The organism is Francisella sp. XLW-1, assembly GCF_008711455.1.
In the GTDB taxonomy this organism is placed as follows: Bacteria; Pseudomonadota; Gammaproteobacteria; order Francisellales; family Francisellaceae; genus Francisella; species Francisella salimarina.
This window is the reverse complement of record NZ_VXKP01000007.1, coordinates 25,422-40,212: the sequence shown is the minus strand read 5'-3', so window position 1 is coordinate 40,212 and position 14,791 is coordinate 25,422. Positions and strand designations below refer to the sequence as shown.

The following is a 14,791-nucleotide window of genomic DNA, read 5'->3' as shown; positions in this document are numbered from 1 at the left end:
GATTATGTTCATTTTCTAGATCTTTTAGATTATCTAAACTACCTGCATAAGTAAGCTTGTCATAAGATACTATTTTCACATCATCATATCTTGATAACATCATACGCACATAATTGCTACCTATAAAACCTGCTGCTCCTGTTACTAATATGTTTTTTGCTTTATACATTTTCATTTCCCATCATTATAAACAAATATCTTTATTAAATAATTCACAATCAATCTAAGAGCCAAGCTTATTCTCACTTCTATGACTTGTTCCTAGTGTATAAATAGTAGTATATTTATAGCCATTTTTCTCGACAAGATAAGGTGTAAGCCTTTCTAATGCATGTAGATAGCTACCATCCACAGGCAACGGTTCTCTTTGCAAAATACCTTCTTTATTAAGCTCAAAAAAGTCTCTAATTGCTTCTGTTCTTGCCCAAAACATATTTCCTACAGGAAATACTGGAGTTTGCTCTATATTTCCAAGTTCCAATATTTTACAAAGGCTATCAATATAAGCCTTATTTTTACCAATATCAACAAATGTATTATCATCAGTAAAAATTAAGCCCATTTCCTTATCATTAAACAAATTCAAAATCATATTTACATGACTACCTATTAGGTTATCAAGTAAGTATTTTCGCCACTCATCCCCTACGACTTTATCGTTTCCTAAAGATTTTTTTGTATGAAAATGTCCTATAACTTCATAATTGCCACTATATAATTTCTCTCTAAGATTAAATATCATAGGACCAACATCTCTTCCAATATTATCTACCACACATATTTCAATTTTTGCAGCACCACAATTAGAAAATTTTTGCTTAATATAATCCCCGCTGTCTTTAGATACTGTTGTAATATATAAATCATATCCTGCAGGGAGATTTTTGAAATATGAAGCAAACTCATCAGATAAATCAACATAGTACAAATGTAGATGCACCGCAATTCTTCCTCTAAAAGTTATAGCTTCATACTTCGCATCACTTGATATTACATAACATGCATGGGTCGCTAATCCACCTTTCTTAAGAGCGTCATATATAGGAACAAAAGAATCATTTTCATTCTCTATTTGCCATTTTAAATTAGAAAATCCTGGTCTAGGATTTACAGCACCTAAATAGGCAATATTCTTACGATATAACATTACATGCTTATATATTGCCTCTTCTTCGGTATTAAATTGATTGCCCATATAATCAAAGTTCATAGCATTTGAATCTTTTATGGCATGCACTATTAGTCTATTTTCACAATTATGTTTATGGAAAAAATTAATTTGCTCATTTAAAAAATTTAAATAATCTTTAGCCTGATTACTGATACTTTTATCATTATCTACAGTATTTAAATTAAAATATAAGATATCCTTTAATAAACACCCTGGTAATTCTTTAACTATCATATTTTTAGGAGCTTCTTCGGTTAGAGTAAACTTCATAAGTTGTTTCAAATAACTATCCTGCGTAGCTTTTGATGGAAACACTATGCCATCAGCAAAAAGCATGAGATCAAACAATTCTTTATTTAAACAATCATTTTTGTCTAATGTATGATCTTGAAACATAAATAATGTTGCAACTCCAACATAATTAGCAGACTCCAAAACAGGCAAGACTTCAAGAGAATTATATATAGCTATTTTTATACCATATTGTTTATTAAGGTAATCAATAACAGTACCTATATGAAGCATATCACCTTGATACTCATCTGCTTCAACTAATAAGAAACACCTATCTAAGTATTCTTTATAGCTCTGAGATTTTTGTGCTACATAATGTATCACATTATACTTTTCACTTAGAAACTCGCTTAGATTCAAATTCAAAAATGACTCTGCTGTTAGTGATGATTCGTAAGAAGCTATAAATATAGTTTCTTTTGTCGCACAAAACTCTTTTTTTCCGTGTAAAATACTTCTTTCAATAAGACCTTTTTTAGGAGGTTTAAGTTTTCTGAGGATTCTTGCAAATATACCTAGCTTTTTATTTTTAACAACCATTTAAAACACTATCAATTTTAATTTAAATACACTTCAAATCTCATAATTTCAGATTTGCACAATCTCACATTAATAATACAAACTTCGTATCGTAATTACAATTTCTTTCAGATTCAGGGCATCTATACTATAGAGACTTTTGCGTATCAATACAAAAATATACTAGATAACTTATATTGTAAAAACTTCTATTTACCAAACATCTTTGCAACCTTACTAAATGGTGAGGTGATAACTCTTACAAACTTAAATACTTTAGCAGAATAAAACCTCTCAATTTCACTATTTAACATATTAATTCTATTATTTAGATTTTCTAATTCCTGTGTTTTACTTATAAATTTTTTATTAGCCTGATCTAGGAGAACTAATTCAGACTCATCTATACCCAAAAATCTTAAATCCTTATAAATTGAACTTTTTTTTGCGGTTTCTGAAGATGTATTTTTCAATATAGCATAAATTGTTTCAATTGCGGCTGTAAATACACTAGTGGTACTTAATCCTCCCCATCTAAAAACTGCTACTGTCAAATCTACATATCTAAACTTAGCTCCACTTAGATATATTTTCATGAAAAAATTATAATCAGCTACGATTCTAAAACTCGTATCAAGTTTTAAACCTTTTAATAATTCAGAGCTCACTAATGATGACTGAGGACAAAATGGCATTCTATCAAATATTGTATCTACAGGTCTTAAACTATCCTTATACATAAACTCATCAGATTCAGATATATAGTCAGTTCTACCACAAATAACATCTTCACTACCATCTACGATACTCATAACTCTCTCGAGCACATGATTGTCAGCAAACATATCATCGGCATTCATAAAAGATATCCATTCACCAGATGCTAAACCAATACCTTTATTCATTGCATCATAAATACCACTATCAGGTTCACTTACTATTATGTCTATATCTTGTTCATATTTTTTGACTATATTTAAAGTATTATCTTTCGAGGCACCATCAATAATTATATATTCTATATTTTCTCTATAAGTCTGAGATACAACACTGTTAATAGTTCGTTCAATAACGTTTTGTCCATTATAAACAACTGTTATTACCGATATTTTTTTCATTTATGGCTCCTAAAAACAATAGATAACATATTATCAATTCTCTTAGCTAGCTTATAGATCATTGTAGTTTTAATTTGATTGAACTCGCTCTGCCTTGCATTAAGAACAGATTTCTGTTTCTCAATAAGATTTTCAAGACTTCTAATACTCTCATTTAAAGGAATCAACTTGCTATTCTCATCTTCTCTAAGACGAATATATGGCTTAAAATAACTACTCTTAACTAAATCATCACCAAAATATTTAGAAATAATAAAAAGCCTTTCAAATCTTTCATTAAAAGATTTCGAATCACTACTTTCTGAAATAACTAACGGTAAATAAAAAAAAGATACTTCACCTTTAAATAACCTTATAAGTAAGTCGTACTCTGCCGCGTATTCGTAGAAAGTATTAAACATATAGGCTTTCAAAATATTTGACTTAAAAATACACGACTCCAAGAGAAATGGTTGTTTTTTAGCAATAGTTTCTACTGATTCAGCAATTTCAGTTCTACATGTGCCTAATACTGTGTTAGTTAATCTTAATGAATTTCCATAATATACATCAGCAGTATTATCTTTAACTATAGAAATAGCCTCTTCAATAACATTCTTAGAAGCGTATACATCCCCCAACTGTAAAAAACAAACCCATTCTGTAGAAATTATCGAAACACCCGCATTCAATGCATCATAGTATGAAAAAGCTAGCTTTTTCATACTATTAAATTCTAAAGATAGTAGATCGGTAAATAACTTATCATTTAAATCCAAATCACCACTAGTATCTACTATCAACACGCTGACTCTATCGCTAGCACTTTGCTCACATACACTTTGTAGACTTTTCTTCAGTAAATGATATTTATTTTGATCATAAACCATTATTAAAGATAAGAACCTTTTTTCTGACTCCATTTAACGTCCTAGTTTATAAGTTAGAAACAATTTTAAACCGCATATCATATTATATAGTTAAATAAACTAGAAGTCATATGTCGTAAACTTCCCAGTCGTACAATCTTATTTTTTGCAAAATTCATTTATGTAACATTTAACTTAATCTATCAATTCTTTAAGCAAGTGAGTAATAGGCTCTGAAGGACAGTCTGTTTTAGGACTTTGCATAGAATAATTATTCAATACTTCTATATAGTCAGTCTTTATCTCTGTGCTATTAATTACTTCTTGTATAGCTTTTTTACAGTCATTGATATTATGCACAGTCCAAACATTAGAAAACATAGATGCAAATGCATTTTTGCCAAATGCAAGACATGGCTTGTTACAAGAAGATGCCTCCATGAAAACACTTCCCGAATTAGATGTTACAATTTGCGAGCCCTCTATAAGCGCTTTCTGATTGAACTCCGTTCTGATCAAATACACATCATTAATCTCACTAATATATTTGTAGAATCTTTTATTCTTATACTGCGGTAAAGCCTCAACATACTCTTCCATAGTATATGCTTTCTCATTAAATTGAGTAGGATGCTCTTTTACATATATTTTCCAACCTTCCGGCAGTACAGATCTAAGTATTTTAAGATTATATAATTGTAAAGCATTAATACCATCACTCGGAGAGATAGTGCTTTCAGGCTCAAAATGAAGAGGAAACAAAACATATTTATCTGAACTACAAGGAGTGGTACAAAGTTTGTCATAAAAAGCCTTAAGCCCCTTGAGATAAAATGGGAAAAAATACAATCTTTTATACAACTCGAATTTTACTACTCTGTATAGTTGATATGATGTCATGACAGAAAACATTTCTTGAAGAGGCTTTCGCTTTTCACTAATTTGTCCAGCGTCCCTATACATACTTATATTTTCAGCATTATTTTCTTTAAAAGAATTTAAAGACTTAAGAATTGTTTTATTTTTAGAGTCAATCAAACAAAATCGCCTCATATTAGTATCAGAAAACCCTAAATCTCGCCTATGTATGACTCTCGAAACACAATCAGAGTCTATAGCAGCTTTCTCAAGCATATAATCAGACAAATAATGGTTTTGTGAGACGTTATACACAATACTTATGTCATTATCTTTGAAAAGATTTGTAAAATAACCATATATATCAAGACCCTGCTCTACCGCTTGTGTAGTAAATTTAAAACCATCTGGATACCTATTATTAGAGGCAAATGCTCCTACACTATCTATATTATTTAAGTTATCAATATCAAAATCATAAAATTCTTTAACAGGTACCGTTGATAAAAAACCCATAGCACTATCTAATCTTGAGATAAAGCTAACAATAAGAGAATCAATTACATAAGCATTTCTGTATACTATAAATTCACAATTAGGAAACCGCTCTTTACACTTATCAAGATTAACAGCGTTGTTATGAATCATAATATCTTTATTAAAAATCACATTCTCATAAGTAAGCACTATATATATAGTACCTATTGCCTGATTTTCTCTTAAGCGCTCTATTAATCTTTTAATGTCTATTAATATCCATTTACAGTTTATCAATACATTTATTTTTTTCATTAATACACCTAGTATTTAGTCGCGAATATAACACACAGGAAATCACTCATGGAACTATTTTTTTGCTCTTTTCTTTATACCTTTAACTAAACCATATATACCAGTAAGCTTAAGGATTACTCGCAATACTTTAAACAAAAAGTCTTTAGATTTATAGTATATATATGGAATAACTAAATGTATGAGTCTAGTAAACATAAGACTTATAAATGGTAATATAGTAAATCTGATATAAATAGTTAATTTATTGTTTTTGAGAAACTTGATACTCTTGACGTACATAAATATAAAAAGCCAATATACTACCACAATAATGCCTATAAAAGCAGACTTTATAAAATACATTAATCTAGAATTCAAAATATCAGACTCCATTTACACTAATTACCTAAGCCACTACTAACCATCAAATCTATCGCCGAACTCATAATCCTTCTCAGCTACTTTGCCTAAAATATCTTTTAAATATTTAGGATGCATACCCATACCTGGCCTAACGCTGCGGATATTGTCTTCGGTAAAGACATCTCCTTTCTTTATATCTTGTGCAACATAAAGACTTCTAGCAAACTGCCTACTTTTTTTCCTTTTTTCTGTTAAAGAGTAGTCAACTCTTCCGAGTAACTTCTCAGCATCTCTTACAGCATTTATCATCTCAGAAAACTCTTTTCTGTCTAGAGAAAATTCCGCATCAGCACCTCCTATAGACTTATCAAGTATAAAGTGTTTCTCAATTACCTTAGCTCCCAAAGTAGTAGCAACAACCGGCGCTGTGATGCCTAATGTATGATCTGAAAATCCAGAAACAACACCAAATGTATCAGCTAAACTTGGAATCATTGCCAAATTCGCGTCTTCTAGCTTTGCAGGGTACGCACTAGTACACTTAAGCAGTATAATATCGTGATTACCAACTTCTCTACAAATATTCACAGCATCTTGAATTTCATCAATAGTCGCAATGCCAGTTGAAATTATGATAGGCTTACCTTTTGAAGCTGTATATCTAATAAGTTCATAGTCTGTTATTTCAAATGACGCGATCTTATATGCACTAGGATTAAATTGCTCTAGAAAATCAACCGCAGTTTTATTAAAAGGTGAAGAAAAAATATCAATCCCAATCTCTCTAGCATAACTAAATAGCTCTTTATGCCATTCCCATGGAGTATAAGCTTCTTGATAAAGATCATGTAAATATCTACCATCCCAGAGAGTTTCACCAGCAATCAAGAAATCTTCTTTCTTGCAATTCAAAGTTATCGTATCAGCGGTATACGTCTGTAGCTTAATTGCATTTGCACCTATTTCTTTAGCTGCATTAATAGTATCTAGAGCATTTTTTATGCTACCATTATGATTTGCACTCAGCTCTGCTATGATATACACACCATCTTTACTTATGTCAAAATTACCGATTTTCATTTTACAACTCTCTTAAGCTTCTTTATCATAAAAGTTATACACATAACCCAATACAGCTATTCCACTATCTTTGACTGCGCGACATTTTTTATAGTTTATATTAAGTAGACTACAGCACCACCAAATCAAATCATTAAAATCAAAATGATCTCGTATATATACTGTACTAGATATTCTTGGGTTTATTTCAAAAATGAAGTAGTCGTTGTCATACTTCCTACTTTGTATGTTTATACTTCCTTTTAGGTTAGTTTCTTCTGCAATTTTTTTTGCATAACTTTCTAGACGGTCGGACTTGTATATCTCAGCATAACCTGTCATTCCTCCTATCAGTCTTCTTTTAAAAGAAATAACCGCAAAAATATTATCATCTCTATAGACTGCAGTTGTTAACTCTTGATCTATACTTCCAATATATTCTTGGACTATATATTGGCTTAAATCATCTATCCCTTCTCTTAATTGATCAAGCTGTTCTTGACTTTCAATTTTAAGAATTTTTTTTGTAACTGTTGATCTTGCAGCCTTGACGATAATATCATACCCCTCAAAAATATTATAATCCTTCAAACTCCATGTTTTAGGTACGGGAATATTAATATCAGTCAAAAACTCAGATGTAATCTTCTTGTCCAAAAAGTTCTTAATAATTGTCGTATTATTAATTAATATATTTACTTTTTCTTTATATAATTCTCTGTTTGAATTAAAAAAGTTAATATCATACTCTGATGCCGGTATGATTAAGTCAATATTATTATCAAATATTATTTTGTTAATAATATCAGTATAGCTGTCATCACTTGTTCTAGGAACCTTAGAAAAAAAATCTACTTGGCTTTGACTAAAAATAATATCTTTAATATCTACCGCAAAAATTTCACAATTAAAGACTTTTTGCTTAAGTAGTATATTGATGATATTCATACCAATATCACCCCCAGCAGAGGTTACCAAAATCTTCTTACTCATCTCTCATCAAAACTCTTGTTAAATAATTCTTATCTGGATCGTATCTTCTAATATCATCAAGTAATTTAGATTTATCATAACTAAAATAAACCATCTCTTCTGTGCTATTGTTAAAATCTACTACACAAAAACTAGGCTTTTTGCTATTTCTAGGTTGACCTATTGATCCAGGGTTTATAACTTTCATTTTAGCATACTGCTTTCTCATGTCATAATGCGTATTACCTAAAAATAGGTAGTTAGCACTTACAGTTTCTAAAAAACTTTTTGATTCATTATCTGGATAAATATACCCATTAAAATAATCCTTAGGTGAGCCGTGATAGGCCTCAAATAAATTATTCTTCTCAAACTCTTGCATATTCTTCAAAAATTCTAATGTACTATGTGATATACTCTCACCTAACATAGAATATGACTTACCATACTTTTCATCTAGCAATTTAAAATTTTTAGATGAATATGCATTTAAAAAGTATAAATCATGATTTCCTTTTATTGATATCAAATTTTTAAGTCCAAGCAACAAATCAACACATTCATTTTGATAATAGTAATATCCTGCTATATCGCCCAAAAATAAATATGCATCTGGATTATGTAATCTCATCAACTTTAGAGCTTCTTCTAAGGCATATATATTGCCATGAATATCCGAAAAAACTATAATTTTCATTTTAAACTACCGATTTCTTCGACTAAAACATCTCTAATATCTTTCAAATCAAATAGATTTAAATGCTTTGAGTCCAGACAAATACTTCTATCTAACTGATAAACTTCTCTTTTACCATAAGTCAACTTATCAAACTCTTGATTAAGAACATTTGATACAATATCAACTATATCTTTCAAAGAAACACAACCTTTATTTGCTAAGTCTAAAAAGCCTAAAGGCGACTCACAGATTAGTTTAAGTAAAGCCTTAGCCATTTCATTTTTAGAAATAAATGAATTTCTAAATTCATCTATAACAATAGTATTTGACCTTATTGACTCTATCAAGAATTGAAATCTCTGACTGTAATCATCATATGCGATTATAAACGGTGGTCTTATAATAGTAGCCTTATCAAATAAAGAGCTGTTATAGATAGCCTTTTCAGCTAAATATTTATTCTTTGTATAACTATCTCTTATAAGTTCTTCATTAATTATTTCAAAACCTTCATATACATCAGAGTAGTTATATATGAAGAATGTAGAAATCATAATATAATGATTTAAATTTCTAAGCTTAGAACTTATATTTATGATATCGTTCGCCTGCCTTTGGTTATAACAAATCATATCTAATATAACATCTGGATTTACGGAGATAATCGCTCTCTCTAACTCTTTCCTATCATCTCGCTCTAGAGCTATTGATTTTACACCCTCAACATCAACAGCTCGTCTTGAAATCACATAGACTTCATTTATTGATTTATCTATATTTTTTAAGAACTCAAGGCCTACAAATTTGGTACCACCTAAAACTAAAATTCTCATCTAACTCTCCCTGATATTTAATTCTTAATATCTTGCATTAGCTTCAAGACATTTATCTTTAAAAGTCTTTGGTCCATTTTTTCTAATAACAAATAACCTTTTTTTTCTAAATAATCATACATATCAAGTTGATTATCGGCAGTCATTATCCCAGTAAATGGTAACCTCATAAACAATACTTCATTTAGCGTGACACTTGGCGATACAATAGCAAAATCGCTTTCATGCATTAGCTTTGCGACTTCAATAGAATTAATATGTATTGTTATCCAAGACTTATCTAAACAAAACTCTTTTAGTTGCTCCAAATTTCTATTTGTCGTAGTCGTCAAGACATTTACATGTATACCACCAATTTCTCGAATAACCTCAAGGATTGGGATATTTATATTACTATGATCAGCTCCCCCCATTGCCAAAAACACATGAGGAACTTTATTTTTTTGTTTAGGCTTTTCTCGATACTCATAAAACTCTCGCCTTATTAGTGTATATTTCGATCCGCAACGAAGTTCACATCGCTCTGGTACTAACCCTTTATATCTTGTTTTATCAGCACTAACATTATGATTTATCAAAATATCACAATAATGCTTTTGATAAACATCATCAAACACCATAAGCTGAATGTTTGGATATTTATCTTTAAGGGCTCTTTCAAAATTATAATTAATATCATAGTTATCAATTATAACTAAATCCGGACTACATATATCAACAACTCTTGATAACTCAGGTAATGTATTATCTTTAACTATTTCAAGGTTATAACCAGCTTCCTTGATCTTGAAGTTAATATTCCCGGATAAATCTCTTGTCACAAAAGTTACATTTTCAAACTGCGACGCTAGTACAAGATCTCTCATGATATGCCCTGTACCAATACTTGATGAAGAGTCAGCTCTAATTAGAACATTCACCAGAACCTTTCCTTACTAAATAAAATGCTTTGGCTAATGCTAAGTCGTCAAAATCATCAATATCAACCGCACTAAAATAAGAAAGTTCATGAAACGCATAGCCTTTACCATAAAAACTACCAGAGTCATAAAGCTTCTTAACATCTGCTATCCATACTGCTCCAGAAGGACACAAAAGTTCTTCCAAGTCTTGAGATCTTTTTTGTATTTGCTCTGGGAACAAAGGTTTGTATTCATTGCCAGATTTTAGATGAGCCCACCATGGATTAGTATATCCATACGAAAAAGCACTTAACAAAAAGTCATAACCCTCTTTCTCAAACACCTTATACATCTGTAAGATATCATCACCATCTCTAAGTGGACAGTTCGGCATCAAACTTACCACATTATCATATTTATAGCCCAGTGACTCTAGTTGTTTGAGAGTATTTATTATCACATCACTTACCGGAGAAATATCATCAGCATATTCGCTTCTTAAAAATGGAACCTCTGCACCATACTTCTTTGCGACATCTGCAATTTCTTGACTATCTGTTGATACAACAACCTTGTCAAAACAGCCACTTTTTAGAGCTGCTTGAATTGTTTTAGATATCATTGGCTCACCCAAAAAATCTATAATATTTTTTTTAGGTATCCGTTTTGATCCACCTCTAGCAGGTATAATCGCAACTGTCTTTGCTACCATACTGACCAGCCCCCATCTACTATCAAGTTATGTCCAGTTAGACTTTTCGACACACTACTTGAGACAAACCATACAGGTTCAAAAAGCTCACCTTTCTTTAGCATCTCGCCTGCTGGACATAACTTAGCATATCTTTTTTTAAATTCATCGCTAACTCTACCTTCAACACCACCAAATGACACCGTATTAACTCTTACCCCTCTATCTGCAAATCTTACAGCTAGTTCCTTAGTAAGATGTATTTGAGCTGCTTTTGCTATACTATATTGTATTGGAGAGGAGTTATATCCATCTTCATATAAGTTTCTATTAAAGGCAACTACCCCATACATAGATGATATATTAACAATAGACTTTAATGTATCAACGAAACCACAAGATAGTAGGTATGGCAATGTTACAGACATAAATAATTCTTTATGGATGTTGCTTGATGATGAAAATCCATTTTCTTCAACAACTACGCTTTTCAAAGATCTAGCATTGTTAATTAGATGTGTGTATTTACCAACATTTTCTCTAACAAACTCTTCTACATCTGTCTCATGATTAAATTCAACAATTAATGCGCGCAGTTTATCTTTGTGATCAACAAACCTTTCTAAAACCTTGCCAGCACTATCCTCAGAAGTGGATGTAAATGAGACATCATAGCCCTTAGATAAAAATCCTTTTACAAGCTCTTGCCCTATTACTCCAGAACCTCCCGTTATTAATACATGCATTTTACTTCATCCCTTTTTCTATTATTGAAACAACCTTTTGATGATGTTCATACTCATCTACAAAACTAGCAGCTCTCACTCTATAAACGAAGACTTCTAGAGATGACTTGAATGCTCCAAAAGCATCGTCTAATATGATCATTTCATTGCCACTCTCTCCAATAATATCAACTTTTGCAGGTGATGAAAGATCTCCAATTGTTAAGAAGTTGGTAACTAAATCACTATTCCAAACTACCGAAACACCAACAACAGCAGATGTTTTATCTCCAAATTTAGATACGCTATTTATACTATCTGAGCTTGCATATCTTTGAACAATTGGATCTATAAGATGTACTGCATACTTATCCCATGATTTGGGAATAATCGAATTTATCAGTCTGATTTCTCCAAGCTTAGCAGTGACTCCCTGAGAAATATTAAACTGGGCTGAATATTTAAATGCAGAGCATGAAAATATCTGCCCCTCATAACGTTGCTTACTATAAAGTCTCTCAAGCTGAGATAATGATAAAGCTATAGGTTTATCAATAAAGACTGGTAATCCTGCATCTAGCACTTTGTAACATATATTTTCTCTCAACTCAGAACAATCATCTCGAGCAATCAACACGGCATCAACCGAACCAATAAGATCTTCAATATTCAGTGAAACATTGTCAATCAATGATACAGTAGCAATCTTTTTACTTAAGTCGTAATCTTCTGTCCATATATGTGTAACTTTAGCACCAAATATACACTCCTCTGGTAGAGACCTCTTCGAAAGATAGTCAGCAATCACAGGAAATCCACAATCATGTATTTTGTGCTTATCATAACCATTAAATATAGCACTCCATGAGTAGGGATGACCATTGCCAGAGCTAAAACCTACTATACCTATTTTGATCATTATCTACTTCCTTACCAATTAGTTGGCATATATATTTTTTCTGAAACATTGCCAAATGTTTCAATAATTTCTAGAATCTGTCTTTCATCCAACGATTTATAATTATTGTATAGATTTATATTATCTTGAGCCTGCTTAATATAATCACAACCAAACAACAAAATTGAGCTTTGTGCTACAAGATCAACAAATGCGAGAGACAGCTCTAACCTTGTCATATTATATTTTTCACATAAAGCATCTAGCTGAGTTATATACTTTTTTGCATCATTTAGTTTACTTGGAACCTTTGTAATATCCATAAGCAATAACCCCTGCAAAAATACACTCCTAATAAATATTAGTTTGTTCTTTTGCTTAGATTTCTCAAACCAGCTCTCTGCAATAGCTCTTTGATCAAAAATATTAAAAGGAAGCTGTATAATATCAACAAGATCGCTATTTAGAGCCATGTCAAAATCTTCTTTGGAATATATAGATACTCCAAAGTATTTTAAATGGCCATTAGCTTTAGCAAGATTAATCTTTGTTTCTAACAAAGCATAATCTTTGTAAAAAATATCCATATCATGAAGCAATAAACCGAACAAAGACTGTATATTTAATCTTTGTAATGAATTTTGGATACTTTCATCAAAGCTATCTATAAAAACATCTGATTTAATTTTAGACACAATAAAGCTATTACCATGCAGAGCTTTACCTAAGACCTCTTCAGAGGTACCATACGCTTGAGCGGTATCAAAACAATTAACTCCTTGTGAGATAACATAGTCAACGATATCATTGACCTCTGTTTGAGTTGGTTGCCCTTTTTGATTTGCAACTCCATAGTTAAGACCAAATTGAACAGTTCCTAGAGAGAGCTTAGATATCTTATTATCATTAAATATCACATATCTCATAACAGGATCACAAAGCCTCTTTTACTACTTTGGCAACCCATTGAATCTGCTCCTCTGTCAAATCTGGATACATAGGCAAACTTATTGCCCCATTATAATATGCTTCTGCATTAGGGCAGTATCCTTTCTTGAATCCCATCTTTTGGTAGTAGGGCTGCGAATATACAGGTATATAATGGACATTGACTCCTATATCATTATTACGAAGATATTCAAACACCACTCTTCTCTTGTTAGCTGGAACAACTATTGGATATAGATGCAATCCTGAATAGCTTTTGTCAAACTGATGTGGCAAAACGACTTCTGAACAATCCGACAATATCTCCTCATACATACTTAATACAGCATGTCTCTTTGCAACAAACTCATCAAGCCTAGACATTTGTGATAGACCAAGCGCACATTGCATATCTGTAATACGATAGTTGTAGCCTAAATCTATCATTTGATAATACCAAGGACCCTCTGACTCTTTTGTCATTAGAGATTCATCTCTAGTCATCCCATGAGTTCTCAACAAGCCTATCTTTGCTGCTAGCTCACTAGAATTTGTCATCAGCATACCACCTTCTGCAGTAGTCACGATCTTAACGGGATGAAAACTAAAGATTGCAATATCAGAATATTGGCAAGATCCTATTGGCTTATCAAGGTATCTACCACCAATAGCATGAGCTGCATCTTCAACTATCGAAAAACCATATTCCTTTGACAACAAGTGTATCTGTTGCATATCACATGATTGTCCTGCAAAATGTACTGGAGCCACTACTTTGGGTAGTTTACCAATCTTCTTTGCCTCAATTAACTTGTGTTCCAAACATTTAACAGACATATTATAAGTTCTAGGGCAAATATCGACAAAATCAACATCAGCGCCACACATAACAGCGGCATTAGCCGTAGCCAAAAATGTATTAGGCGATGTCCAAACAATATCTCCCTTACCAACACCTAATGCCAAATATGCCAAGTGTAAAGCACATGTTGCATTTGCTACAGCTAAAGCATGCTTAGCTCCACAATACCTTGCGACAGACTTTTCAAAATTAGCAACCGACGGCCCCTGCGTTAAAAAATCTGATTTTAGAGTATCTACTACAGCCTCAATATCATCTACAGATATATTTTGTCTTCCATAAGGGATAAAATCCATAA

The 14,791-nt window shown here is 31.6% G+C and carries 15 protein-coding genes; all 15 read right to left on the bottom strand.

The features are described 5' to 3' along the window. Positions 1-169 (bottom strand): GDP-mannose 4,6-dehydratase (locus F3D59_RS09385; protein WP_191092471.1); only part of this gene is annotated, 169 nt, incomplete at its 3' end. Positions 170-223: 54 nt separating this feature from the next. Next, positions 224-2,005, bottom strand: coding sequence for a rhamnan synthesis F family protein (locus F3D59_RS09380; RefSeq protein ID WP_150464682.1), 1,782 nt, complete (start codon positions 2,003-2,005; stop codon positions 224-226). A 188-nt stretch (positions 2,006-2,193) separates the two neighbouring features. Beyond that, entirely contained in the window at positions 2,194-3,102 is a 909-nt protein-coding gene (locus tag F3D59_RS09375) for a glycosyltransferase family 2 protein (RefSeq protein WP_150464681.1), read from the bottom strand. Next, positions 3,099-4,004: a glycosyltransferase family 2 protein gene (locus F3D59_RS09370; protein ID WP_150464680.1), complete on the bottom strand. Its 906-nt coding sequence runs from the start codon at positions 4,002-4,004 to the stop codon at positions 3,099-3,101. Before F3D59_RS09370 ends, F3D59_RS09375 begins: the two co-directional genes overlap by 4 nt. Positions 4,005-4,145: 141 nt before the next feature. Next, positions 4,146-5,600, bottom strand: a complete 1,455-nt coding sequence (locus F3D59_RS09365) for a hypothetical protein (protein WP_150464679.1) — start codon at positions 5,598-5,600, stop codon at positions 4,146-4,148. 399 nt (positions 5,601-5,999) lie between these two features. Next, a complete protein-coding gene (gene pseI, locus F3D59_RS09360; RefSeq protein ID WP_150464678.1) occupies positions 6,000-7,025 on the bottom strand; it encodes a pseudaminic acid synthase in 1,026 nt (341 codons plus the stop codon). Positions 7,026-7,037: 12 nt separating this feature from the next. Next, positions 7,038-7,997, bottom strand: coding sequence for an ATP-grasp domain-containing protein (locus tag F3D59_RS09355; protein WP_150464677.1), 960 nt, complete (start codon positions 7,995-7,997; stop codon positions 7,038-7,040). Continuing rightward, entirely contained in the window at positions 7,990-8,673 is a 684-nt protein-coding gene (locus F3D59_RS09350; RefSeq protein WP_088821535.1) for a metallophosphoesterase family protein, read from the bottom strand. The genes F3D59_RS09355 and F3D59_RS09350 overlap by 8 nt, the downstream gene beginning before the upstream one ends. Next, a complete protein-coding gene (locus F3D59_RS09345) occupies positions 8,670-9,488 on the bottom strand; it encodes a hypothetical protein (RefSeq protein WP_150464676.1) in 819 nt (272 codons plus the stop codon). The genes F3D59_RS09350 and F3D59_RS09345 overlap by 4 nt, the downstream gene beginning before the upstream one ends. 17 nt (positions 9,489-9,505) lie before the next feature. After that, the gene (gene pseG / locus F3D59_RS09340) at positions 9,506-10,408 is read right to left on the bottom strand and encodes a UDP-2,4-diacetamido-2,4,6-trideoxy-beta-L-altropyranose hydrolase (RefSeq protein ID WP_150464675.1); all 903 of its coding nucleotides are present in this window, start codon (positions 10,406-10,408) and stop codon (positions 9,506-9,508) included. Beyond that, complete coding sequence (locus tag F3D59_RS09335) at positions 10,392-11,102, bottom strand: cytidylyltransferase domain-containing protein (RefSeq protein WP_150464674.1); 711 nt, start codon at positions 11,100-11,102, stop codon at positions 10,392-10,394. Before F3D59_RS09335 ends, pseG begins: the two co-directional genes overlap by 17 nt. Next, the gene (locus F3D59_RS09330; protein WP_150464673.1) at positions 11,096-11,827 is read right to left on the bottom strand and encodes an SDR family NAD(P)-dependent oxidoreductase; all 732 of its coding nucleotides are present in this window, start codon (positions 11,825-11,827) and stop codon (positions 11,096-11,098) included. Before F3D59_RS09330 ends, F3D59_RS09335 begins: the two co-directional genes overlap by 7 nt. Position 11,828: 1 nt before the next feature. Beyond that, positions 11,829-12,725: a Gfo/Idh/MocA family oxidoreductase gene (locus F3D59_RS09325; RefSeq protein WP_150464672.1), complete on the bottom strand. Its 897-nt coding sequence runs from the start codon at positions 12,723-12,725 to the stop codon at positions 11,829-11,831. 11 nt (positions 12,726-12,736) lie between these two features. Further along, entirely contained in the window at positions 12,737-13,630 is an 894-nt protein-coding gene (locus F3D59_RS09320; RefSeq protein WP_150464671.1) for an aldo/keto reductase, read from the bottom strand. A gap of 7 nt (positions 13,631-13,637) precedes the next feature. After that, positions 13,638-14,789 (bottom strand): UDP-4-amino-4,6-dideoxy-N-acetyl-beta-L-altrosamine transaminase, encoded by a 1,152-nt coding sequence (gene pseC / locus F3D59_RS09315; protein ID WP_150464670.1) that lies wholly within the window; start codon positions 14,787-14,789, stop codon positions 13,638-13,640. Positions 14,790-14,791 lie beyond the last annotated feature (2 nt).

Coding starts and splice junctions, on each gene's coding strand:
- F3D59_RS09380 (WP_150464682.1), bottom strand. CDS start 2,005: ATGGTTGTTAAAAATAAAAAGCTAGGTATATTTGCAAGAATCCTCAGA.
- F3D59_RS09375 (WP_150464681.1), bottom strand. CDS start 3,102: ATGAAAAAAATATCGGTAATAACAGTTGTTTATAATGGACAAAACGTT.
- F3D59_RS09370 (WP_150464680.1), bottom strand. CDS start 4,004: ATGGAGTCAGAAAAAAGGTTCTTATCTTTAATAATGGTTTATGATCAA.
- F3D59_RS09365 (WP_150464679.1), bottom strand. CDS start 5,600: ATGAAAAAAATAAATGTATTGATAAACTGTAAATGGATATTAATAGAC.
- pseI (WP_150464678.1), bottom strand. CDS start 7,025: ATGAAAATCGGTAATTTTGACATAAGTAAAGATGGTGTGTATATCATA.
- F3D59_RS09355 (WP_150464677.1), bottom strand. CDS start 7,997: ATGAGTAAGAAGATTTTGGTAACCTCTGCTGGGGGTGATATTGGTATG.
- F3D59_RS09350 (WP_088821535.1), bottom strand. CDS start 8,673: ATGAAAATTATAGTTTTTTCGGATATTCATGGCAATATATATGCCTTA.
- F3D59_RS09345 (WP_150464676.1), bottom strand. CDS start 9,488: ATGAGAATTTTAGTTTTAGGTGGTACCAAATTTGTAGGCCTTGAGTTC.
- F3D59_RS09335 (WP_150464674.1), bottom strand. CDS start 11,102: ATGGTAGCAAAGACAGTTGCGATTATACCTGCTAGAGGTGGATCAAAA.
- F3D59_RS09330 (WP_150464673.1), bottom strand. CDS start 11,827: ATGCATGTATTAATAACGGGAGGTTCTGGAGTAATAGGGCAAGAGCTT.
- F3D59_RS09325 (WP_150464672.1), bottom strand. CDS start 12,725: ATGATCAAAATAGGTATAGTAGGTTTTAGCTCTGGCAATGGTCATCCC.
- F3D59_RS09320 (WP_150464671.1), bottom strand. CDS start 13,630: ATGAGATATGTGATATTTAATGATAATAAGATATCTAAGCTCTCTCTA.
- pseC (WP_150464670.1), bottom strand. CDS start 14,789: ATGGATTTTATCCCTTATGGAAGACAAAATATATCTGTAGATGATATT.